Annotated in this window: 20 protein-coding genes and 1 pseudogene; 9 read left to right on the top strand and 12 right to left on the bottom strand. The window is 55.2% G+C overall.

Annotated features, from left to right (window positions below):
* Positions 1 to 6: 6 nt before the first annotated feature.
* The 3 genes from ACPOL_RS03780 (at position 7) to ACPOL_RS03770 (ending at position 5,343) form a co-directional block, all read left to right on the top strand.
* On the top strand, positions 7 to 2,757 hold the full coding sequence (locus ACPOL_RS03780) for an ABC transporter permease (protein ID WP_114205884.1): 2,751 nt from the start codon (positions 7 to 9) through the stop codon (positions 2,755 to 2,757).
* An 852-nt stretch (positions 2,758 to 3,609) separates the two neighbouring features.
* On the top strand, positions 3,610 to 4,005 hold the full coding sequence (locus ACPOL_RS03775) for a BlaI/MecI/CopY family transcriptional regulator (RefSeq protein WP_114205883.1): 396 nt from the start codon (positions 3,610 to 3,612) through the stop codon (positions 4,003 to 4,005).
* The gene (locus tag ACPOL_RS03770) at positions 4,006 to 5,343 is read left to right on the top strand and encodes a M56 family metallopeptidase (RefSeq protein ID WP_114205882.1); all 1,338 of its coding nucleotides are present in this window, start codon (positions 4,006 to 4,008) and stop codon (positions 5,341 to 5,343) included.
* An 11-nt stretch (positions 5,344 to 5,354) separates the two neighbouring features.
* Here the strand turns inward: ACPOL_RS03770 and ACPOL_RS34495 are convergent, their stop codons facing one another.
* Positions 5,355 to 5,654 (bottom strand): hypothetical protein, encoded by a 300-nt coding sequence (locus ACPOL_RS34495; protein WP_236657211.1) that lies wholly within the window; start codon positions 5,652 to 5,654, stop codon positions 5,355 to 5,357.
* 463 nt (positions 5,655 to 6,117) lie between these two features.
* Between ACPOL_RS34495 and ACPOL_RS03760 the strand changes: the two genes are divergently transcribed.
* On the top strand, positions 6,118 to 6,363 hold the full coding sequence (locus tag ACPOL_RS03760; RefSeq protein WP_150132897.1) for a hypothetical protein: 246 nt from the start codon (positions 6,118 to 6,120) through the stop codon (positions 6,361 to 6,363).
* A 118-nt stretch (positions 6,364 to 6,481) separates the two neighbouring features.
* Here ACPOL_RS03760 and ACPOL_RS03755 read toward each other — a convergent pair whose 3' ends face one another.
* The gene (locus ACPOL_RS03755; protein ID WP_114205880.1) at positions 6,482 to 7,675 is read right to left on the bottom strand and encodes a TlpA family protein disulfide reductase; all 1,194 of its coding nucleotides are present in this window, start codon (positions 7,673 to 7,675) and stop codon (positions 6,482 to 6,484) included.
* Positions 7,676 to 8,046: 371 nt separating this feature from the next.
* Positions 8,047 to 8,781 (bottom strand): TetR/AcrR family transcriptional regulator, encoded by a 735-nt coding sequence (locus ACPOL_RS03750; protein WP_114205879.1) that lies wholly within the window; start codon positions 8,779 to 8,781, stop codon positions 8,047 to 8,049.
* Positions 8,782 to 8,871: 90 nt separating this feature from the next.
* Between ACPOL_RS03750 and ACPOL_RS03745 the strand changes: the two genes are divergently transcribed.
* Together ACPOL_RS03745 and ACPOL_RS03740 are read left to right on the top strand one after the other, a co-directional pair.
* Positions 8,872 to 9,816: an NmrA family NAD(P)-binding protein gene (locus ACPOL_RS03745; RefSeq protein ID WP_114205878.1), complete on the top strand. Its 945-nt coding sequence runs from the start codon at positions 8,872 to 8,874 to the stop codon at positions 9,814 to 9,816.
* A 284-nt stretch (positions 9,817 to 10,100) separates the two neighbouring features.
* Positions 10,101 to 11,414, top strand: a complete 1,314-nt coding sequence (locus ACPOL_RS03740; protein ID WP_161557190.1) for a M24 family metallopeptidase — start codon at positions 10,101 to 10,103, stop codon at positions 11,412 to 11,414.
* A 414-nt stretch (positions 11,415 to 11,828) separates the two neighbouring features.
* Here ACPOL_RS03740 and ACPOL_RS03735 read toward each other — a convergent pair whose 3' ends face one another.
* From ACPOL_RS03735 to ACPOL_RS03720, 4 genes are all read right to left on the bottom strand, one after another.
* A complete protein-coding gene (locus tag ACPOL_RS03735; protein ID WP_161557189.1) occupies positions 11,829 to 13,220 on the bottom strand; it encodes a DUF418 domain-containing protein in 1,392 nt (463 codons plus the stop codon).
* Positions 13,221 to 13,447: 227 nt separating this feature from the next.
* Positions 13,448 to 13,783, bottom strand: a complete 336-nt coding sequence (locus ACPOL_RS03730) for a DUF1330 domain-containing protein (protein WP_114205875.1) — start codon at positions 13,781 to 13,783, stop codon at positions 13,448 to 13,450.
* A gap of 104 nt (positions 13,784 to 13,887) precedes the next feature.
* Positions 13,888 to 14,289 carry an arsenate reductase ArsC gene (locus tag ACPOL_RS03725; RefSeq protein WP_114205874.1) on the bottom strand — a complete coding sequence of 134 codons (402 nt, stop codon included), beginning with the start codon at positions 14,287 to 14,289 and terminating at the stop codon, positions 13,888 to 13,890.
* On the bottom strand, positions 14,289 to 14,765 hold the full coding sequence (locus tag ACPOL_RS03720; RefSeq protein ID WP_114205873.1) for an ArsI/CadI family heavy metal resistance metalloenzyme: 477 nt from the start codon (positions 14,763 to 14,765) through the stop codon (positions 14,289 to 14,291). Before ACPOL_RS03720 ends, ACPOL_RS03725 begins: the two co-directional genes overlap by 1 nt.
* Before the next feature lie 74 nt (positions 14,766 to 14,839).
* On the opposite strand from ACPOL_RS03720, the gene ACPOL_RS03715 reads away from it, so the two are divergent.
* Together ACPOL_RS03715 and arsB are read left to right on the top strand one after the other, a co-directional pair.
* A complete protein-coding gene (locus ACPOL_RS03715) occupies positions 14,840 to 15,253 on the top strand; it encodes an ArsR/SmtB family transcription factor (RefSeq protein ID WP_114205872.1) in 414 nt (137 codons plus the stop codon).
* Positions 15,254 to 16,366 carry an ACR3 family arsenite efflux transporter gene (gene arsB, locus ACPOL_RS03710; RefSeq protein ID WP_114205871.1) on the top strand — a complete coding sequence of 371 codons (1,113 nt, stop codon included), beginning with the start codon at positions 15,254 to 15,256 and terminating at the stop codon, positions 16,364 to 16,366. It abuts the gene before it with no gap.
* Positions 16,367 to 16,927: 561 nt separating this feature from the next.
* On the opposite strand, the gene ACPOL_RS03700 is transcribed toward arsB, so the two are convergent.
* Both ACPOL_RS03700 and ACPOL_RS36010 read right to left on the bottom strand, forming a co-directional pair.
* Positions 16,928 to 19,345, bottom strand: a complete 2,418-nt coding sequence (locus tag ACPOL_RS03700; RefSeq protein WP_161557188.1) for a ligand-binding sensor domain-containing protein — start codon at positions 19,343 to 19,345, stop codon at positions 16,928 to 16,930.
* Positions 19,346 to 19,810: 465 nt separating this feature from the next.
* Positions 19,811 to 19,966, bottom strand: a pseudogene (locus tag ACPOL_RS36010) (two-component regulator propeller domain-containing protein); the annotation flags it as partial.
* 651 nt (positions 19,967 to 20,617) lie between these two features.
* Here ACPOL_RS36010 and ACPOL_RS03695 point away from each other — a divergent pair.
* Positions 20,618 to 20,899 (top strand): hypothetical protein, encoded by a 282-nt coding sequence (locus ACPOL_RS03695; RefSeq protein WP_114205869.1) that lies wholly within the window; start codon positions 20,618 to 20,620, stop codon positions 20,897 to 20,899.
* 137 nt (positions 20,900 to 21,036) lie between these two features.
* Here the strand turns inward: ACPOL_RS03695 and ACPOL_RS03690 are convergent, their stop codons facing one another.
* From ACPOL_RS03690 to ACPOL_RS03685, 3 genes are all read right to left on the bottom strand, one after another.
* Positions 21,037 to 21,504 carry an outer membrane beta-barrel protein gene (locus ACPOL_RS03690; RefSeq protein WP_114205868.1) on the bottom strand — a complete coding sequence of 156 codons (468 nt, stop codon included), beginning with the start codon at positions 21,502 to 21,504 and terminating at the stop codon, positions 21,037 to 21,039.
* Complete coding sequence (locus tag ACPOL_RS36825) at positions 21,395 to 21,706, bottom strand: outer membrane beta-barrel protein (RefSeq protein WP_479686127.1); 312 nt, start codon at positions 21,704 to 21,706, stop codon at positions 21,395 to 21,397. The genes ACPOL_RS03690 and ACPOL_RS36825 overlap by 110 nt, the downstream gene beginning before the upstream one ends.
* Before the next feature lie 131 nt (positions 21,707 to 21,837).
* Entirely contained in the window at positions 21,838 to 23,274 is a 1,437-nt protein-coding gene (locus ACPOL_RS03685; protein WP_161557187.1) for an efflux transporter outer membrane subunit, read from the bottom strand.

The following is a 23,274-nucleotide window of genomic DNA, read 5'->3' as shown; positions in this document are numbered from 1 at the left end:
TTCCTTATGCTGAGCGATCTTTATATTGGCCTTCGTTCTCTCTTCCGTCGCGGCGTCGTCAACGAGGAGCTCGATGACGAGTTGCGCTTTCATCTCGAGGAGCAAACCGCGAAGTATGTGCGGGCGGGGCTGAGCCCAGAGCAGGCCGAGCATCGCGCCCGATTGGAGTTCGGTGGCGTTTCGCAGGTGACAGAGGATTGTCGGGAGGCGCGCGGCGTGACCTTCGTCGAAACGCTAGCTCAGGATGTCCGCTTCGGACTACGGATGCTGCGGAAATGGCCTGGGTTTACAGCGGTTGTGGTGTCGACGCTGGCGCTGGGGATTGGCGCAAATACGGCGATCTTTTCCCTGGTCAACGCAGTAATGCTGCGGTCGATGCCGGTGCGAAATCCGGACGAGCTGGTGGTGCTGCAGTGGGCAGCGCATTCGCAGCCGCATCACCTAGGAATGAGCAGCTTTGGAGACTGCGGGTCGGAGAACACCACGACTGGGGCGAGTGGATGCTCGCTGTCTAATTCGATGGTCGAGGAGATAGGGGAGCGCAAGGACGTATTTTCGAGTGAGACGGCGTTTGCGGGGCCGGCAGTATTGGATTTAAGCGGCAATGGGCAGGCGAGCATCGCACACGGCGAACTGGTTTCAGGGAGCTACTTCGAGACTCTGGGTGTTGGAGCCGCGCTGGGCCGGACGCTGGAGCCAGAAGACGACAAGCCGGGAGCGACGCCAGTGGCGGTGCTGGATTACGGTTACTGGCAGCGCGCCTTCGGCGGTGCAGCAGGGGTTGTTGGACAGACAGTCCGGCTGAACAACGCTGTGTTCATTGTCGTTGGGGTGGCCAATCCCGGATTCACCCGCCTGACTCCGGGAAAGTCGGTAAATTTGTGGGTGCCCTTGACACAGGCTGCTTCGCTAGGGCTGCAGTGGGCAGGCCGCAGTACGCCAAACAACTGGTGGCTGACGGTGGTGGGTAGGCTGCAGCCCGGCGTGTCGCGGACGCAGGGGCAGGCGGCGCTGAATCCCTGGTTTGTAAGTCAAGTGGTGGATAGTGGCACACGCCACGACGCGAAGCCGGTGTGGAAGAAGGGAGACGATCCGCATCTGGAGTTTGTGCCGGCACAGAAAGGGTTGGTCGGAATTCGGGAACAGTTTGGCCAGCCACTGATCCTGCTGATGGCGGCAGTGGGAATCGTGCTGCTGATCGCCTGCGCGAACGTAGCGGGGCTGATGCTGGCCCGCGGCTCCTCTCGTGAAAAGGAGATGGCGTTGCGGCTGGCGGTGGGCGCCGGACGAGGACGAGTGATCCGGCAATTGCTCACGGAGAGCCTGCTGCTCTCGTTTGCGGGCGCGGCGTTGGGAGTAGCTCTGGCGTATGTCGGGGCGAAGGGGCTGGCAACATTCCTTTCGGAGAATTCGTATTCTCCGCTACAGATAGATTTGCGTCCCGACGCGCGGGTGCTGCTCTTCACGATTGGCTCGGCGGTACTGACTGGGATTGGGTTTGGGTTGGTGCCCGCATTCCGCGGAGCACGGGCGAACGTGGCGACGGAACTGAAGGGTACCTCGGCGGCCAGTACGGCAACGGGACACGGGAGCGGGCGACGGTTCGGGTTGGGGAGCGGATTGGTGATACTGCAGGTTGCGCTGTCGATGGTGGTGCTGACGGCCGCGGGTCTGCTGCTGCGTACGCTCGATAAGTTGCACCGCATCGATCCGGGATTCGACACGCGCGACGTGCTGTTGTTCTCGCTGGAACCGGAGCTTGCGGGTTATAAGGGAGAGCGCATTCCGGAGCTTTATACGGGTTTGCAGAGACAGCTGGCCGCGCTGTCGGGAGTGGCGAGCGTTAGTTATTCTTCGGACGCGCTGCTGGATGGGGATCTGTGGTCGGAGGATGTTCATGTTCAGGGGCAGAGCGATAAGGCCACAGTCGGGACGCAGATGATGAGGGTGAGCCCGGAGTTCTTCAAAACGATGAGAATTCCGATGGCCGCCGGGCGGATGCTTGGGGCAGCCGATATGGCGGCGACTGCGCGGGCAGCGCTGGTGAACCGGGCGTTTGTGCAGAAGTACGCAGCAGGGAAGAGCCCGATTGGTCTGCATTTTGGTGGAACGGAGGCAAAGGACCCACAGTGGGAAATTGTGGGCGTAGTGGGAGATACAAAGTATGCCACGTTGCGGGCAGAAGAGGCACCGACGGCCTATGTGCCGCTGAGCGAAGGTGGAGCGACCTTCGAGTTGCGGACGGTCGTTAATCCAATAGAACTGATGCCGGCGGTTCGCGATGCAGTGAACCGAACGGATGGTAATCTGCCGCTGATTCGGATGCGGACACAGTCGGAGAGCATCGACCGGTTGCTGTTCAACGAGCGGCTGGTTGCGCGGCTGTTCGGCCTCTTTGGCGGTTTAGGGCTAGTCCTGGCGTGCATCGGACTTTATGGGTTGCTGTCGTATGAAGTGGCGCGACGCACACGAGAGATTGGTATTCGGACGGCGCTTGGCGCGCAGCGACGAGATGTGTGGCTGCTAGTGCTCCGGCAGGGCGTAGTGCTCGTGATCGCAGGAGGAGTCGGGGGTGTGGTGGTCGCAATCGCAGTGACACGCCTGCTCGCGAGCCTGCTCTATGACGTGCGACCCACCGATTTGATGACGCTCTCCGGAGTGTCAGCGTTGCTGATCGCCGTCGGAATAATTGCCTGCCTGGTGCCCGCGCGGCGAGCTACGCGCGTGGATCCTATGGTAGCGCTACGCTATGAGTGATCCGCCGTGACACAGCAACTCCTTTAACCCGGCATGTTAAAGGTCATAGCATGCGCGACATCCATCGATTTGATCCTCCGTGTTGGTTAATTTTCCATTAGGGCTTGCGACCTCCAAGCCCTGAAGAGGCAGGACGCTGTGGGTCAGAACTTACCCTTTGTAGGACATTTAGGCGACGATATTCGCCTCGAGGTGTGAATTGCCTGAGGAGGGAACGGTTGGTAAGTATTTCAGCGAATGCAAGGCCGAAGCAAATAATAGAGAGAACCAGAAAAAAAGGAGGCATGTGCTTTCCCATCGAGGTCAACCACGAGTATGGAAGATAGCGATGAGAAATGCGACATGTCGCAGAGCGATGCGACGCAAATTATGATGTACGTTAGGACACTCGAAAGATAAGGCTGTTGGCCGCGTTCGGCGCGGTGCAGCCAATCCGGTCAAGGGTATCAGACGCATTTAACTTTCAGAGAGGCAACCTCGGTGGGCATGCTCCAACGGGTCGTGGGAGGATGTCCATGCACGCAGCACGATCACACCACCTTAGATCGCCCCGCTCCAGTGTTTCCGCTCATAGCCCTAATGTTTGTCAGTTGTGCTTTGTTTGTTTTACTGGCCAATCTTCCTTACGGAATTCAACCAGCGACACCCATCCCACATACGGTTTCGGTTGTGCTGACTACATTTAGCGCCACGACAACACCGGTTGTCGTGGGCTTTTATGAAGCGCTTGGGCGCGGGGCTTGTGTGACTAGATTCAACACCACCCCACCCATGCAAAGCTCATACCTAAATATTTAGGTTGACAGCTTTCGTGCCTCTAAACTAATCTCCTATTAATTTAGGAGATGCGGGATGGGAGGTCGAAAAAAAGGCTCGGGTGCTCTGACGCCATTAGAACTGCAGATTATGCAGGTTCTTTGGCAGAACGGGCCCAGTGGGGTGCAGCAGGTGCAGCAGAGCCTGGCGCCGATCAATGACCTGGCGTACAACACCGTTCAAACGATGCTGAATGTTCTTCATCGTAAAGGTAGGGTCGAGCGCAGGATCAACGGACGCGCCTACGTGTACAGCACAACAGATTCAAAGGAAATTGTCCTCGGGCAAGCTGTGCGTGAATTTGTAGAACGCCTTTTTGGGGGATCTTCGGAAGAGCTGGTTATGAGCCTTATCAAGAGCCGGCAAGTGGATCCTGAACGAATTGCTGATCTAAGTCGCACTATCGCGGCATTGCGCCAAGGGGGAGGATAAATGAGTAGCGTCTCCAGCCTCATCACGTCGTACCTGGTGAATTCTGTTTGGGAATTGCCTTTTATTTCCGGCGCGGGGTGGCTGATTAGCCTTGTGTTTCAGAAACTTGGCTCACGCTCGGAACACGCCACATGGGTGGTGACTTTTTCACTGGCCGTCTCAATGCCGGCCATCCCTCCATTGCGGTTTCTTGTAGGTTTGGCAACTTCCTCCAGCTTCCCCACACATTCCTCGATAGCGTTTGAGGCTGCTCAGGCTGCAGAGACACCTCTTCGTCGAGCACTGAGTATTCCGACCCCTGCGGCATATGGCCTAATTTGCTCCTATCTTCTGGTGCTGCTCTACTTCACCATTCGTTTAGGCTGGTCGATCCGTAATACACAGGAGCTTATCTATGACGCTTCTCCAGCCTTGCTTACTGAGGAACAGGAGAACCTTTGGCGTCGCTGCACTCAGTTCTACTCGCTTAAACCCATTAAAGTGCGGATCTCAGAACGGGTGAGGGGGCCAGTTGCTCTAGGCTTTGGTCAACCTGTCCTACTTTTCCCCCCAGACTTCCTTGAAAATTGTTCTTCACAGGATTTGCTAGCTGCCTTTGCTCACGAATCTGCTCACATGAAGCGCCATGATTTTATAAAAAATCTGTTCTATGAACTATTCAGCCTTAGCTTATGTTTCCATCCGATTACCTGGGTGTTGAAGTCACGGATAGCACAAACCCGCGAGATGGTATGTGACAGCATGGCCACGGAAAGACTTCTCACCCCTTTCGATTACACAGAGTCTTTGCTGCGGCTCGCGACGATGATTCGCACAAACTCGCGAGCTATGACCTCACACGCCATCGGAATTTTCGATGCTGACATTTTGGAGAAGCGAGTCATGGTGGTGAAAACGAAAACATGGAACTTCAGTCCTTGGGCGACGTACGCCCTGACAGCTGCGACGATGATCTTCATGGGAGCTATAACAGCGTGGGGGACGGCACTGGCCGTAACCATCGAGCCGGTCACACAACGAGCGGCTTCGCCGGAGACATCTTCTGCTGTTTATAAAGTCGGTAACGGAGTAGGCGCTCCCACCGTGATTAAATCAGTCGATCCGCAATTTCCAGATGGCCGCAACACTAAAGGGATGTTTCAAGGAGTGTGCATCGTAGGCTTGGTAGTGGATACGAGCGGCATGCCCAAAGAAGTTCATATCGTAAAGCCGCTGGCGCCTGACTTCGATGCAAATGCTATTAAGGCTGTTCAGCAATATAACTTTGAGCCGGCAAAGCTCTTAGGAAAACCTGTCGCAGTTTCAATCAATATTGAGGTCAATTACCAGAAATATTGAATGAGAGCGTTTTAGTGGCTCTGAAACCCTATAAACAAGGCAAGAGATGACCCGCCCCGCGAACTGAGCCGCAGGAGGTTGGAAATTTCGGCCTGCGTGGTTCGATTGGTGCCGGATTTACAAGCAGATTTGCAGTTAATGTAACTCAATTGACGGCGTTCAACAAGTGGCTTAAAGACGGATTGTTTTTCAGAGAAACCCAGCCGCAGCCGTGCGGAGGCAAAGTGGGAAACGCACAGCGTTTTCCAAGGCGGCTTGGTCGCCGCCTTTCCTCCGCTGCATAGGGTTGCGAACTCGCTGGGCGTATCCAAGCGCCATTCTCCGTAGAACCGCGGTTACCTTGGCTTTTTAGAACAACATCCAAACAGCTTCACTCCTTCGTTTTGAGCTTACTGTCGTTTTCCTGAATGTAGGCTTCGATCTCCGCAGCCGATCACGCGGCGCCACTGTTCCTTATTAGAGAGTGAACAAAAATCGTCCCAGTCCATAATGGGAGGGGGCTCCCTTCTCGCTTACCTTGAGGGTAATCCCCCGTTCACTTCTGTTCTTAAGCCGATCGTTCTCCGCCTGCAACCTGTCAAGTTTCGCTTGCAAGGCTGTTTTCTGGCATTCTGTTCTCCTATCGCTAGATCAGACGATTCTGGCGGTTGGAAGACGCCACAATCGGATAGCCGGAAAGGACGAGATGGTCAAGCGCAGCGACGCTTGCTGCTAATCCTTACCGGTCTCCCCGGCAGCGAGCTATCATGTCGTATGCCGCCGACGCTAGCCGACATGTCTAGCTGGACTGATCGCACTGCCCATGATGACCGCCTGAGGTCGTTCAAGGCAGACGACGGAGGCTACTGGATTGAACAGAATCCCACCAAACGGACCAAGTGGGCGAAGCTGGCGGGGGAAGGGCATTCAGTGGCCTGGGAGTTCGCTGAAAGTGGGGGCTATTCTGGCCGGATGCTCGTCGATAGCGAAATCCTGACGCCGGCGGAAGCCACGAAGAAATTCTTAAGGAGCGTCGGCTGATGGGACGGTCTCCGCCTCGTTGGCTAAGGGTGCACCCAGTAAACAACCATAAATTGTATAAACAGGTGAAATATATACATTTCATCGGCCGAAGAAATCGCGATGCCCCGGTCGTCGTTTATTCGTTCGCAGCCTCAGCGCCCAGCCGTGTCAGCATATCTTTCGAAAAGTCGTCGTAGTTCTCTGGTCTATAACCGATCTGTCGCCACAGGAATATCCCGCTGCAGTCCAGGACGACCCAGTTCTGCGGAATGTCGTTGTCATTAACCGCGTCCTCGATCTGTGCAGCGTTCACGATCGGCAACACTGGAAATGTATTGCCTTTTTCGTTCGAATACGGTCCAACCACGCCTACGTCGCTGTCGTAATTGAAGGCGAGTATCTGGATATCGCTACGGCTTTTTACTTGTTCGTAAAGCTTCTGAAGATTCGGCAATTCCGCCTGGCACGGACCGCACCATGTCGCCCACACGTCGATCAGCACCGACTTTCCATTCAACTCCCTCAGCCGCCATGTCTTGCCAGAAAGATCGATAAGCTCGAAGTCTGGAATGGATCTCTTCGGTTTCTCCCACCGACCCTCGGCCAGAATCGTATTATCCGCGGACGGCATCTTGCTCCCGGTGGCCCAGGCCGTCTCTGTTCCACCCTGCTGCTTCCAAAGTGCATGACCCTCATCGCCCAGGTCATCGCGAAACCTTCCCTTGAAGGGCTTTGGAGCTTCCAACTTCGTCTGAAGCACCATTTGATAATACGCAAGGGCGTCGATCCTGTTTCCCGTCAACAGCGCAACTCGCGCGTGATTCGCCCGGTACTCTTGCAACAGTTTCTTATCGTCCGGCGGCGGGCCTTCCACGGCAGCACGCAACTCCGCAGCGATTTCTGGCTTGTTCGCTTGCATCGCAGCCTTCAGCATCAGCCCATTCAGGTACTGCCTTTGTTGCCTCTGCCAGTCAAGTCTTCGCTTCACTTCAACGTCGCTAAGATTGTCGCTGTTGTTACCGCGCGCCCAACCGCTCTCATCATCTGACTTCGCCTGCTTCAGCAGATCGATCTCCCGCTCCGGCTGGCCGCCCCGCTTTACCAGAAGTTGAGCCGCGTCCGGGTAAAACGCCCAGCGCGAGCTGGGCCCATCGTAAGGATCGACCGCACGCAGAAAGGTATCCACCGCCGCAATGCCGTCCTTTTCTGGAATTGTGTCATCCTGAACCGCAAGAAGGAACCAAGCTCGGCGCTGCAGGTAGGTGTTGTCCGGATAGCCGCGAATCCTCCCCCCAATGCCTCCTTGAACTCCTTCCGATGTTGGTCCCACGCCGCGGAATCCTTTTGCTCCAAGGGCTCTGGATGCGCCTCATCGCATCGGTCGCTGAGAATGCTCCACGCTTGGGGTGTGGCATTTAATTCTGTCATCGCGGCATCGTTTCTACCAGTCCAAGCGCAGCCTCTTCGGCTTTCCACGGAACGCAGCCTCTATTTCATCAATTGACGCACCGTGCTGAACTCCTATGACTTCCCACCCGCTCTTTCATGGCCGCCTTCGCTTAGACGGTTTGGGTGCCATTCTTGTATCGTTCCACGCCGGGATCCGCCCCGTTCGACCCGGTTTGTCAGATCAGGCAAAGGTGGTGATTGTTGTTCCCCAGGGTGCTCACGTCAAGGAGTCGAGAGCAGCTCAGAGTCGACCTAAAGTATCTCAGCCTGAAGGAGCTTCCACATTAACTTCGCGACCGACCGAGCATGGGCAATCTTCTCTTTCGTCCCCACATTCCGCACTCCATGAAGAACCTCTTCGAAGAATCCTCCGCGCAGAAGCGCCTCGAACACGGCTCCAGCTTTGGTTGTATCCCTCAGCTTCCAGTTATTCACTCTTGCAAAGTGATCCAGATACCTCACAAAGATGCCTGTCCTTGTATTCACTACTTCTCTTTGGTAGCGACGACCAAGCTCCGGGAAACGGTGGGCATCTCCGATCACCACTCGATAGAGAGACAGTTGCTCCTCAGACAAGACATAGTCGAGGTATTCTCTACCTCCGGCCGACAAGCCTTCAATAGAGGCGTCATCAAACCACGGATACCGGTGAGAGAAGGTTGCGGCGTCATCGTCTCCGGATGAAACACCATTGTCTCGACAGACTGCCTGCATTACAGCGCTGAACAATTCGTCTTTGTTCTCGAAGTGACGATAGATTGTTTTGACTGAAACCTCGGCAAGTGCTGCGATTGCGTCCATCGAAGTCTGCGAATATCCATTGTCCAGGAACGAGCGCCTCGCTGCCGCAACCACAGCGGAGCGCTTCTGCTCCATCATGGCGGCTTTGGGATTGTCTCGAGACCACTGCTTCAATGCAGCACCCCCTATAGATGGTCTAGTTTCGCGGGATAAATGCCAGGCATTATGAACTCCCGTGTCGGGCATTCGCTGCAGCTCATATTTTCGATGAATCGACAACGACCGTTATCACATCAAGTATAACGCACGTTGTCACGTGAGAGAGAGAGGTTCAAAATGGGTAGCAACGAAAACATTGAACGTAAACCGAGGATTTTGGTTTTGGGATCAACAGGTCGCACGGGCAAGGCTGTGATCGCCAATCTGGAACACATGCGGGATAGTGTTGAGGTTATATATTCGTCGCGAAATAGCGAGCAGGTAGAAGCCTGGAAGCGCGAAGGCAAGGAAGCCGTGCATCTTGACCTGGATATCCCGCAGACCTTCCCTGCTGCGTTGGTCGGGATTGACCGCCTTTTCCTCGCGACCGGCTATACCGTAGCGATGGTCCATCAAAGCAAGAACATTGTGGACGCAGCGGCGGACGCTGGCGTGCAGTTCATCGTTCATTTGGGTATTTTCGGAAATGGTCGTATGACCGATCCTCACTTTGCATGGCATGAGATGGTTGAGCGGTACATCGAAGGCAGAGGTGTCGCGTGGGCCCATCTGCACCCTCACTTCTTCATGGACAATTTATTAACGACTACACCTATCGTTGACGGTAAGTTCTTTTGGTTTGCAGGAGATCAGCCCGTAGGATGGATCGCTCCGGACGACCTCGCTGCTGTCGCCGCTCAGGTGTTAGCCGAAGGGCCAAAACGTCACTCAGGGAAGCAATATTGGCTCTCTACAGATGTATTGAACGGAACAGAAGCGGCCGCGGAGATCGCTGCGGGGCTCGGACAGCCGGTGCACGGAGTGGTACTCACGCCCAAAGATCTGATAGCTCAGGTGACCGCCGGCGCGATCACGTTTCCACCGTCGATTGAGGCTACCTATGCTGCGAGTATGCTCGAATGGGTTCGTCAAACCTATGAAGGCTTGCTCAACTTCGGAGGGGTTACAACGACCGTAGAAGATTTAACGAGACGAAAGCCTCTGAGATTACGCCAATGGGTCGAGCAGAACCGCGAGGCGGTACTAGCCGCAGGTACGCGGAAGCTCCAAGAAGCGGTATAAGCCTCTGCCAACCGATGAAATCAAGGGCTGCAATCGCGGTCCCTGATTTCATCGGGTAAGACGCATGGGTTGTTGTCTTCAGTAGGTGAGAGAACGCTATAGCCACCCAACCGGGCCGAATTGGAAGCCCTGGCGCCAGAGTGAGCTGCTACCGATTGATCAACCAGACTGCTTTCGTGTTATTTATTGAATTAAGTGTGAGAGCATCGCTCCTATTTGAAATGAACGCACATGAAGAATCATTGCAAGCGGCATCGGTAATTTGCCCGCTACGGAAAGAGACGGTGCTTTCATGTCTTCTATCATTGCTGTTTCTCTTACCCTGCCTACTGTCAGCATTTGCTGCTGATCGTGGAGAGCTTCAGAACCGACGCTACCGCGCCGCCGCCAAGGTGCATGACGGCATCCTGTTGGTTCGCGCAACTTCCCAAATGGACGCTTATGAAGATGGGCTGCATCAAGCGGCAGAATTCTACTACCTTGTCGGATTGGAGAACGCGCTGGGCGCTTTTCTGGCAATCGATGGCGCCTCAGGCGAGAGTTGGTTGTTTCTCGCCTCAACTTCCGTCGCTGCGGGATCTGAAGTCGCACCCGGTCCGGAAGCGGAGAGGCTGCTAGGCATCGATCATGTGGTTGATATATCAGCGCTGCGGCAATTTCTGACGGAACGTGCTGTCACACCGAGAAATCTTTATTACACTGTGCCGTTTTTGAGCCTCCCAGACTTGCCGGAGAATATCGTAGGGTCAACAAACGCAAAGGCTCCGTCGTGGGCTGTGGTCATCGCCAAGGAGTGGCCCACGTTTCATCTCAAGGACGAAACGTCAGGTATGCATGAAGTGATGGCAATTCAAAGCGCCGATGAAGTCGCTGCACTGCGGTCTGCGGGCAAAGCGACGGTGTCCGCAATGAAAGCCGGCTTAAGGGTGGTCCGTCCTGGAGTATCGCAACGAACAGTCGAACTCGCCATCGTAGACAGTTGTTGGCAAGCTGGCGCGCATGGAGTGTCGTACTGGCCAATCGTCGCGGCCGGCAAGAATGGTGTGGTTCCGCAGGTGTACTCCTCCTCCTTGCGCTATGACCATCTCAACACTGCCATGCAGGCAGGCGATCTAATTCACTTCGACGTTGGCTGCGAGTCGAGTCACTATGAGGGCAACTTGGGACGGACAGTCCCCGTATCGGGCCATTTCACTGACGATCAGCGGGAGACATGGAATATCTTCATAGCTGCTTATCGGGCAGGCGTCAGCGTCTTCCGAGAAGGCGTCACAGAAGGACAGGTTTTCGATGCCTGGAGTACGGAGCTTCTTCGCCATCGCGCATCCGCCAAAAGCTCACTTGCACTGAGAGCTATTGAGAGCTGGTCTAAACGGGAGAACGATCCATATTGGTTAGTTCACTATACCCATCTTTTTCCTGCTCACGTGAAAGGGCCCTTAAGCGCAGAATCCGTTATCGACTTCGCGCCCGTCGCCTCCATCGACGGGCAGGGCTATTACCTGGAAGACATGTACAGAATCACCCGCAACGGAGCGGAACTGCTGACTCCTGGAATTCCTTATACCGCGGAGGAGATCGAAGCGTCCATGCACTGATTTGCTTTAGTCTTCTCACATACTAGTCGTCGGAGCTGTCCCGATCCCGCGCCCAGGACATTGCGCTCCTGAATGCCGGAAAGCCAACTGGCGCTGCTTGCCGTAGGAGACAAGGTCCGCTCCTGGGTGGACCTCGGCATACTTCACCTTGAACCGGAGACAGCTCATCCCGCATGTCACCGTAATGACAATCGGCCTAGACCCCAATGATCTCTGTCCAACGGCGTTCTTTGTCACCCCATCCAAGGAAGAACCTCTTTCAAATCGGGTTCGTATTCGGAAAGAACTCGCGTGCCAGCCTCTGATTGATAATCGCAACCGGCGCGGAGGGTGCCGTATCCTGCAGGGAGAATCCGCGGCCCCATCAGAATCGGTATGGACATGACGGAGAAGAAATGCCTTCGACAGAACCAGCTACTTACTGCGAAGGCGCATGGGTTGTAATTTCCAATAGGTAAGGGAGCGCCACAGCCACTCAACCGGCCCGAATTCGAAGTGGCGTAGCCAGAGAGAGCTGGCTACAAGGTTTACCACCCAGACCGCGAGAACAAAGTAGAGAGACTGGTAATACTCAACCCGGCCATATAATTCGAGTGGTCCGAAAACAAAGAGATATTGGCACAGAACACTGGTAAGAAGATAATTCGTGAGCGCAGTCTGACCAACGGCGGCAAAAGGACGCAAAAGTGTACGCGGCACCCTGCCTTTGAAAAGGATCATCAAGAGCGCAGCGTTCGCCAGTGTACCGGCTTCAGCAGTTAAGTTGTGAGGGAATACGATCCACTTTTCTATCACGGCAAAATAAAAACTGCTGCCGTACGCCTTCCATATCCCCACAACATAGAGCGGGGTGGAGATGAGAAACCCTACAAACGCCGTCGACAGATAAGTGCTTAACGGTAATTTGGAGATTAAAAATCCACTCTTGTAGAGAGCCATGCCAATAAGCATCGCACCAAGGATATCGGCAAAATAGTATCCACTTTCGAAGTCGCCTAAATGCCGTACAAATCCGGTCCCTCTGTCTTTGACATATCCGATATAGCCCCCGTTGCGTCGTTTCGCCGCATTGGCGTTCGCCTCATCAGTGCTCCGCAATTCATTCTTTGTAATCAGCGCCCGCCATTCCTTCTTGGTTTCATTCTGTGCCGGAGTCAGGTTCGTGCCTGACTTCTCAATCGCCACTAACGCGGACTTCTGCCGCGACAACCGTAGATATTCAAAATCGCCCTCAGCGACCGACGAAGCAAGGGTGCCAATTCCTATCCACACAATCGTGCCGACAACGAATAGGCTCTTGGCTTTGAGCTTTCGACATGGATAGAGAAAGAAGAGTGCATTGAAAGCATACTCGGCAAGGATGTCGCCGTCCCATATGAATGTTCCGTGCAGGACGCCAAACACAAACAGCCACATATTGCGGCGCAAAAATATATCGGCAGAGTTTACTTGCCCATTGTTTCTTTCGATTCTTTCCGTGAGCAAGACCACGCCTGCGCCGAAGAGCATCGCGAAGAGTCCGCGCATTTTGTCTTCAATGAAGATCCACTTCAGAAATAGAATGACCAGATTCAAATGCGTATGTGGGCCTACAAAAGCGTTTTTTGCTACTCCAATGGGTATCTCGAATCGCCCTTCCAACCCTGCGAAACCTTCTATGTTGGCCACAAGAATTCCGAGAAGAGCGAAACCTCGCAGCACATCGAGACTTGCGATGCGATCCCCCCGTTTGACGGGGGCAACACTTCCCTGTAGAGGGCTAGGCGATTCTTCGCCCCCAAGAGTGCGCGAAAAAGGCGCGTTCAATACTGCTCCAAGGCTCGCAGTGCCTTCCATTATCAGTTCCCTTAGAAGATTTTCGTCGAGAAATGGAGAGGCTGAATTGCCCCTCCTTTTTCCCGAATTGATCTAATTTACTAACACCATCACCATAGGCTACATTACTCGATTGGCTCGGATGGAGGTGGCTTCCGGATGCATCTTTTGACCCGCCAAGCCATTGGAAATAGGGCAGGGAAGTCGTGGGTCAAAACTTACCCTTTGTGAGACTGCGGCATTTGCTGCACTGCTGCCGACACGACGCCGCCGTCCACGAGAAGAAGATCGAAGTCGGCTGCTCCTTCGCGGAGCTTTTTCACTTCTTGGTAGGCCGCGCTGTTATACCACCGCCGCGCCTCTTCCATTGAAGAAAACTCAAACAACACCACCCCCTGGAAGTTGCCATCTCCTTCAAGAACTTCGAACGGAGTGTAGGCTACGAGCGGCTTGGCTTGAACACCCTTGAACGCTGGCGCAACATTTGCCCAGCAATCCTCCAGGCGCTCTCGATCACTAACCTGCCTGCACAATGAAATCAGGTACGCGGACATGCCTCTCCTTTTCAGCTTGGCCACGCTCAGCGAGGCTTCTTCGCTAAGGCTATCGCAGGACGGATGGCGTTTCCACGCTGACCCTGTACGGGACGGTCGAAGGGCTACAGCTGCAGTCCCTCGGCCTCGACCAGATGACTAACGCGAAGCCGAACCTCGTCCCGGATCGAGCGCACCTCTTCTATGGGTAGGCCCTTTGGATCGGGAAGCGGCCAGTCCAGACGACGCAAACCCGGCACGTAAGGGCATTCATCTCCGCACCCCATCGTGACTAGGGCATCCGCCCCCTGCGCAAGCTCCTGGGTGAGCTTCTGTGGTTTAGTCTGGGCAAGATCAATGCCGACTTCGCGCATGACATCGACCACAATTGGATGAACCTTCTCGGCTGGTTGCGTCCCTGCGGATACAGCCCGCGCTAGCCGGAAGTCCGCCAGCTTATTGAAAAAAGCTGCGGACATCTGAGACCGGCCAGCATTATGAATACAGGCGAAGATAAAGGTCTTCATCAGTTTGCTGTCACCTCTACGGATTGCTCCTGGTTCTCAGCGCAGCAGGTCGGCGCACAGCATGACGCTGCTGCCTCGGGCTGATCGTGCTCCGGTAGACTGTCCTTGAGCACCACGAACACTTCCCACTCGTTGCCGTCTGGGTCTTTGACCCATGTTTTGTCCTGCGTGGCAAAACAGCAATCGGTCTGCATCTCGTCGCGGGTGAAGAGGCCGCGTTCGTGCCACTGCTTGCGGATCGCCAAAACATCTTCTGTAGACCGTACCTGAATCCCCATGTGAGAGAGCGCGCCAGCCTCGTTGAACGGCTGCTCATTGAGCGAAAAGTTGAGCAAGGGGTTAGTGAGGTCGAATTTTGCATAGCCGGTGCGGACCTTTGAAGGCTCGGCCCCGAAAAGCTTTCGGTAGAAATTGACGCTGGCTGCCAGATTGTGGACGTTAATTGCGAGATGGGCTTTGAGAGCTAAGGTGGTCATGCGCCCCGCCTATATGCGGTGGATCGAATATATTTCGATGGAGTATATCTGTCAAAACGAATATATTCGATGGCATGGTGAAGCAAGCAACTTTCGATATGGAGCGGTTCTATCTGGCACTCGGCGATAGCACGCGGCTCCGGCTCCTAAACCTCATGGGCGACCAGGAGCTTTGCGTCTGCTATTTCATTGAGGTACTGGGCCAGCCTCAACCGAAGATTTCCCGGCATCTTGCCTCCCTGCGACACGCCGGAATCGTAACCGTTCGCCGGCAGGGGACCTGGATGCACTACAGGATTGTCACCCCGCAGCACATCGGCGCGGCCAACATCCTGAGAGATACGCTCGCCTGGATGAAAGAAGATCGCTCCTTGCAGGCTGACCGCGCACGGCTCTCCAAAGCCTACTGCTCTCCGGCTAAATACCCTCTCCTCGATGGCGCTCCTCTGCCCACAACCGTTTCAGAAGCATCATGCGAGGTCTGCTGATTGTCTCCCACCCCGTACACGCAAGGGCAGGTGTGCGCCCGCAAGAAGCTCTCTTTCCTCGACCGCTTCCTGACGCTCTGGATCTTCCTGGCAATGGCAATAGGCGTTGCCGTGGGTCACTTCGTTCCGTCATTTGCGGCCCTCGTCAATCGCTTTCAATCCGGTACGACGAACATTCCGATAGCAGTCGGCCTGATCATCATGATGTTTCCCCCGCTGGCTAAAGTCCGATACGAAAAGCTGGGTGAGGTTTTTCGCAATAAGCGCGTCCTCGGCCTCTCGCTCGTGCAGAACTGGCTCATCGGGCCGGTCCTGATGTTTCTCCTCGCGGTCATCTTTCTCAAGGGTGAGCCGGCTTATATGCGCGGCCTGATCCTGATCGGCATTGCCCGCTGCATCGCAATGGTGCTGGTCTGGAATGAGCTGGCCGAAGGCGACACGGATTATGTGGCCGGGCTCGTTGCCGTCAACAGCGTTTTTCAGGTCCTCTTCTACAGTCTTTACGCCTGGGCCTTCCTGACGGTGCTGCCAAAGTGGTTCGGCCTGGAGGGAAGCGTTGTCCCTATCGGTATCGGTCAGATTGCAATGAGCGTCGGACTCTACCTGGGCGTTCCGTTCGTTGCCGGGTTTCTAACCCGCTATATTCTCCTGCGACTGAAGGGTGAGGAGTGGTATCGGACCCGTTTTATTCCTCGCATCAGCCCTCTAACGCTCGTCGCGCTGCTGTTCACGATTCTGGTTATGTTCTCCCTCAAAGGTGATCTGATCGTAAGATTGCCGCTCGATGTGGTGAAGATCGCCGTCCCTCTGGTCATCTACTTCCTCATCATGTTCCTGGTGAGCTTTCGGATGGGCAAGCGGCTAGGCGCAAACTATGCGCAGTCGGCAACCCTCTCCTTTACGGCGGCGGGGAATAATTTCGAGCTTGCGATTGCTGTCTCCGTGGCCATCTTCGGTCTGAACTCAGGGGAAGCGTTCGTGGGTGTCGTCGGCCCGCTGATCGAAGTCCCGGCGCTCATCGGTTTGGTCATTGTCGCTTTCTGGATGCGACGGCGCTACTTCGGTGGGGAGACAGCGGGCTTTCTGGTGCAGCCCGTCGAAGATGCTCCCTGAGCGAACATAAAAGGACCCTTTGTGGGCCGCCGCTTGCACGTTGAAGCAGGTTACACAGATGGTATCTCACCATTTGAAGTGCCCTGTCCATTTGAAGTGCCCCATATTGTTCTCCCAGGCGGTAAAGCGAAGCCGTTTTGCTTCACAGAAAGAGGAATTACACTTGGCGACGGGCATCGCTCTCTCGAAAAGGATTGTTGAACGTCACGGTGGAAGGATAAAGGCGCGCAGCCGAGTAACTCCGGGCAAGAGTGGAAGCGTCTTCAGGATTTGGCTTCCGGCGTAACAATCCTGCTCCCAAGTTGTCGAGCCATAGTGCGAAAACATCGAGAATCTGAGTAGCCCACTCAGATATCGTCAAGCGTCACCCAACTACCTACTATGGCTAAGTTAGTACTGTCTCAAGTTGGATGGAGTGCTTTGTAGCGCAGACCTTATTTCTCTTACAGGCAATTCCGGCTTCGTTGCGATCCACAACTTCAGCGCAAAGACTCGCATGCTGCTCGCGCAGTTTGGGCTCGTCAATCTGCAGGGAATGTCTCGATCGACATTGCAACGAACTTACAAAGGATCATGGTTTCGAATGGCGCGGCGATAGAGATTGCGGATCCTCGAAAATATGCCCGTGCCGGGGTACAAGAAGCTCAGGCGACCGGGTACGACCACGGAGATATCGGTACCGGATTCAGCGGAACTAAGAATCGTTAGTTGTCCCTGGATGCGGGTAGCGCGCTCGCGCATGCCTTGCAGGCCATGATGGTCCTCTCTCCCGCTCATCACATAGCCTGGATCGATCCCGACCCCATTGTCCCGCACATGAAGCGTAAGATCATGGCCGTAGATCAGGGCGATCTCTAGAGATCTCCCGTGGGAATGCGCCTTTGCATTCTGAATCGCTTGGTGTCCGATTCGATACAGTTCGTCGCGAACGATCGGATGCAGCTCGCGCGCATCGCCAATGACCGAAGCCGAGATGGTCATCCCCTCAGGAACCACTCCACTTTCCGCAACCCGCCGCAACGCCGGCGCAAGCTCGTTTTTCAATGTCGTCGAGGACCGCAGCGAATTCAGTGCCGCGCGGCCTTCCTGAATCGCTTGGTCGAGCCAACCGGAGACCTGCCCCAATGCGCGGTGCATTTTCTCCGCGTTCAAAGGTTCCTCAAGGCCGTCGTCGACTACGAATTTGCTGCCTTGAATCGTCTGAAGGAAGGTGTCGTGCAACTCTCGCGCCATGCGCGTGCGCTCCGCGAGCCGTTCATCGAAGCGCGCGCCGATGGCCTTAGCGACCTGCCGCACGCGAATGCGGTACAGGATCCACCCGATGACCATGATGGAGGCGAGGCATAAGATTCGAAACCATGCCGTTTGATACCACATAGGCGCAATGCTGAAGTTGAGAACGGCGCCCTCTTCATTCCACACACCATCGTTGTTGCAAGCGATCACCTGAAATCGGTACTTCCCGGGACGAAGATCGCTATAAAGAGCCTGGCGCCTTGTTCCTGGTTCCTGCCAGTCGGTGTCGCGCCCCTCCAGTTTGTAGCGGAAGCGGACCTTGCCTGGGACCACAAAGCTCAGCGCCGTGTAGTCGATTTCGAGATCGCGCGTGAGCGCGGGGAGGCGTGCCTCATCGGTCGGCGAGTAGTTCTTTCTGTCCGCCATGACCTGCTCGATATGAACAGGCGGAGGCAGATTGTTTGTCTCCAGATGACTGGGGTCAATCATCTGCACGAAGCTGTCATTTGCAAACCACAATCTCGCGTCCACAGTCCTGGATACGCTCGGGTGGAAGGAAGTATGAGCGGTTTGGGCTCCGTCAAACATATCAAATAACCTTATCTTCACGGCGCCTTCAGGTTGTTCCTGCCATCTCGAAACCTCTGACGCTGGGATTGTGATAAATCCGCACCTTGTCGAGAGCCAAAGCGAGCCAAGGTTGTCGCGGATCAGCGAGTAGACGGAATCGCAAGGCAATCCGTTCCTGGAATTTAGAGTCGCTGCCCGGTCTCCCTTCCACCATATGAGTCCATGGTCGGTCGCTCCCCATAGCGATCCGTCTGGATCCACGAGTAGATTCGCCACCGCGTCTTCAGGGCCATCACCACTCTTAGCTACTGATTCGAAGTGCCCACCGCGATATCGCTCCACACCGCCATTCCTCAGACCTAGCCATATGCCCGTTTCATGATCCGACGCAAGAGTGAGTGCCCCCCCGTCGGGCGGAAAGGAAATGTTTTCTATGACTTTGAGATCCCGAATGCGAAGCAGCCCGGGCGGATTACCAGCAACTCCCGTGTATGACGCCCAAATATCATGGGCGGCATCTTCGGCCATGGCAACTATCACTCCAACGGCGCCTCCATCCTCCCTTTTTACCAACCTAAATCGGTAATGATCGTAGACTGCCAGACTTCCATCGACACCGATCCATACCCTGCCCCCATGGTCTTCAAGCAACGCTGTCACGTCTTGCCCGGGCAGGCCATCATGTGAACTCATCTTCGCAAATGTGCCGTGTCGCAGGATGTCGAGGCCGCCTTGATTCCCAATCCACAAGGCGCCATCGCGAGTCGCCAATACGGAACCGACACTATCTGCCGTGAGTCCCTCACGCAGGGAGAAGGTCTTCGCGGGAAGATTGCGAAACCGGTCGATTCCTTTAGAAGTGACGACCCATACATCGCCCTCCTTGTCCTGATAAAAGTGCTGCACTGCATCGCTTGAAAGGCCATCCGAACTACCAAAGTGATCTGCTTCTCCGTTGTAGACCCGGTAGATGCCTTGGCCCACTGTCCCAACCCAGAGCGCTTTGTTTCGATCGAGAAACAACGAATTGACGGATAGCGTGGCGCCATCCATCCCACGAACCGCATAGCTTGTAGCGACTCCATCGATCAGTCGACGGAGCCCAAATTTCTTCCCGGCGCGGGGGATCCCGAGCCACACGACTCCATCATCCCCTATTGCGACAGCAGACACGCCAATCAGGCCTGCAGTTGTCTTCAGATCGTTTTGTAGATAAGTGCTGGACGAATCCGGCCTCCAGCAACAAAGTGCCTCGGATCCTCCTATCCAATGGTTTCCCCGCTGGTCGAGCGTCAAATCATTCGCTCCATTCGCGCATGGCAGTCCATCCGATGGCCCGTAACATTGAACTTTGCTACCCTTTATTCCGCAAAGGACGCCAATTTGGCCCGAAAGTCGCGTTCGAACCATCCATATCGTTCCAGAGTCGTCTTCTTGGATTGAATTGACCCTCCCCACGACGGACGCATAAGTAGTTAGTTCGCCGTTCGCCCAACGGGCGATACCATGACCGGTACCAATCCATAGGCTTCCGTCCGTCGCACCGAGCAGGGAGTAGATACTGGGCTGCGGCAGGTGCTTGCCTTCTGGTTCGACCCAGGGCACGAATCGTACACCATCGAATCTCACCAGCCCAGACTCGGTCCCGATCCACAAATAACCATCTTTAGTCTGTGTTATAGCGAAGGGTATGCCGCTAAACGACCCATCCTGGATGGTCCAAGAGGAATGAGCATATTGGGAAAGGTATCGGCCCGGATCAGCCGCCCACGCAGTACAGCTTACCCAGAACATCAAGAAACATAGTCGGATTGAATGCGAGATCGTCAACTTGACCCCTTGTCTTCTCTGCCCTGCTCTTGACTTAAGCTCTTACATTGCGCGGTTCTGGCGGGTAGTCTTATTTCGTTGCGGCAAACCAGCGGTATCAGCAGTCGGAACTGCGGCAGGCGTTATCGCGCGCTACAGCGTCTCAGGGTAGCTGACTTTCGGCATTTGTGGAATCCTACGAACTGCTGGTAGTAGCCTATAGTTTTCTACAGAACAGCATCAGATTTCGAGTAATCCCCGTCGCACCTAGCCATTCTTCCTTTGCCAAAGTGACTGCTTTTTCGAACTCCAACGATCCTCACGGATTTTCTTGAGGGCTTGAGGGAAGCAAGAAGCAAGTCAACGACCTCAACTTAAACGGGTCTAAGACGTGAGCTGGACCTTCGTTGAGCCATCATCTCTGTTCGACGTCGCGATAGCTCAGGGCGAAGCGGGAAGTACAGTTAAACAGAATGCTTTGCCACTTCATTCGGAAAACGGTACTGCCGTATTTCTCAGGTGCTCTCATCGCCTCAGCTTCTCATAACCTTAAGTTAATGATGTCTCGTGAACCGTTACTGGTGTAGGGTTGGTTGCTACCGTCCAATTCGGATGCGGATTGTAGGTTGCGGTGCGATGGCTGCTGGGCCTCAGACTGCGGTTGTTGAGGGAGAGCAACAGGGTTCTGGATCGTTTGGTTTTGGACTGTCTTGCTTTGCGTCTCCGGCTTCAGTGAGCCATCGGATCATCTATGGTCCCATCAGCGAAGTAGTCTTGTGCCGGATCGCCCGAAAGTCCGGCAAGTGGGATTACACCTCTGACCTGAGCATGGCGGTTGCCGAACACCCGCCCGCCTACAATAGCTACAACGACTTCGAACCAGATGCCGGGAAAGTTCCTGGATTCGCAGAAGTCTGATAAAGCCAAGCATTCAGGCCTTTTCGGTGCAGGAGAGATGATTCGCTCAGCACTTTCGACCAAGATGGAGACAAGCCTGCGTGGTGACAGCCTTGTCTCGCGATCCAGTGGTAGTGGAATTCTTCCTGTTCAACTCCTCAAAACGATAGACGCAGGGCGAATTGCATCACCCTCGGATCCCCGGAAAGGGTAGTGATTGATCCTGCCGCAGAACTGCTGAAGTTGCCGCTCGGCTGTCCGAACTCTGGCGTGTTGGTGACATTGAACACCTCCCAGCGGAACTCGAGATTTGCGACTTCACCCAATGGAAATTCCCGCAGCAGAGAGGCGTCGAAGACGTTTGTTCGAGGTCCGCGCAGGGTGTTTCGTCCGCTGTCGCCTATCTGGCCAGGTGCGGGCAGAGCATACGCGTCGGCCTGATTTGGAGATAGCTTTTGGCATGCCTTGTTCGCCCCGACGAAGAACCAGCATGTCGGATCTTTCACCAGATGCGGTTTACCGATAACGAACGGAACTGCTGTCGCGTAGCCGTAGGGATCCAAGGAATCGGTCAGTGTGCCACCGGCATTTACGGTGAACGGATGCCCGCATGTAGTAGAGGCCATAGCCTGCACGCAAAACGGCTTTCTGGTCAGGGGAATAGGAGATGCCGATACGTGGTCCGAAGTCCTTAGTCTTGGTTTGCACTAGGGCTCGCTGTGACAATGAACCGGAACTGCCGAAGTTGAGTGAACCCGCACCCGCGGGATTGAAGTTCGCCACGTTGTTCGCACCCTCGAGTGCAGGCGTCGCAAAGTCATATCGCAGTCCTCAAGTCATCGCGTGTTTATCGTTCGGCGAAGTTCGGACCTATCCCTGACGGTGGCCATAGAGGGCCCATACTACCCGGAACGTTCACGCTGATGACCATTGACCGAATTCCGCCTCAGCACTGACGCTTATGGAGTCGATGTTTTCCAACCTCCTCCCAGTGCGCGGATGAGCGCAACCGTGGACACAGCCTCAGCGCCATTGACCTGCGTAGCGGCCTGTTCATTGGCAAGTAGAGTCTGTTGGGCAACGACCACGTCCAGATAGCTCACCAGGCCGGCTTGATATTGGTGCAGCGCAATTTCGGATGCGCGCTTCGCATCTGAAACGGCGCTTGTTTCGGACTGGGACTGATGGGCAAGATAGTGGATGGCTGCCAGTTGGTCCTCCACGTCACCATAGGCAACGAGGACGGTCTTCTCATATTGCAAGACGGACTGGCGATAGGTAGCCTGTGCCTGGTCGATATTGGCCCGCAATCTGCCGCCTGTGAAGATGGGCGCCACAGCCGATCCCATCAGCGATGCAATTGAATTCTGCCAATTGAGGAGCGAGATCGAATTGCTGCTTTCATAGCCGGCGAGGCCCGTTAGTGAAAACTGCGGGAAGTAGGCGGCCTTCGCGACTCCAATCTGCGCACTAGCGGAAGCCGCTGAGCGCTCAGCGGAGGCGACGTCCGGCCTGCGTTCAAGAAGATCGGACGGCAGCCCGGGAGGGATATGGGGCAGGTCCATGAGCACCACGTCCGGACTGATATGAAAACGTTCCGCCGTCTGCCCGGCCAGCACGGCGATGGCGTGTTCCAGTTGGTCGCGTTGGATATGCAGCCCGTCGAGTTGAGCGCGAGTCTGATCGAGCAAAGTCTGTGCCTGCTTGACTGCCAGCTCACTGATCAATCCGCGCCGAAACTGATCGTCAGTGATGTCGTATCCGCGTTGCAAGTCCTTCTCTGTCTCCTCGATGATGGTAACTTCCGCGTCCGTTTCGCGGAGTTGGTAATAGTCGGTTGCGACGGAGGCCGCGACTGTCAGCTTGACGAAGCGAAGGTCATCCTGTGTCGCCTGTTCCGCGGCTGTGGCCGATTGCACCATGCGCCGTACGCGTCCCCAGGCGTCGATCTCAAAGCTCATGGTCAACGGCAGTTGTATGTCGTTATAGGTCGCTGCCAGTCCATTTGTATTGCCATTGTTCGGGCGCTGTTGCGCCTCACGAGTGCGTGAGACGGAAGGCTGTGCCGCGACTGTTGGATATACGTTGGAGCGCACAGAACGCCTGGCGGCATCCGACTGGTCCACATGCGCAACGGCGATGCCGATGTCCCGGTTTGCCTTTTCCGCCTGAGCCTCGAGGTCGTTCAGCTTGGGATCATGAAAGACCTCCCACCAGGCAACCGGGGACGGAACCGCTGCCTGGTTGGAAGACGGCGCAGGCTCCTGATAGGCCGGAGGAGCAGGTACGGCTGGACGCTGGTAGTTCGGACCTACTGTGCAGCCCGAGAGCAGCAATCCCGAGGCACAGAGGGCCGTGATTGCCACTAAGAATGGCTTTACTGTTTGTTCGCTCAT

Source organism: Acidisarcina polymorpha, from assembly GCF_003330725.1.
In the GTDB taxonomy this organism is placed as follows: domain Bacteria; phylum Acidobacteriota; class Terriglobia; order Terriglobales; family Acidobacteriaceae; genus Acidisarcina; species Acidisarcina polymorpha.
The sequence above is the reverse complement of the archived record's forward strand: the minus strand, read 5'-3'. Positions and strand labels throughout refer to the sequence as shown.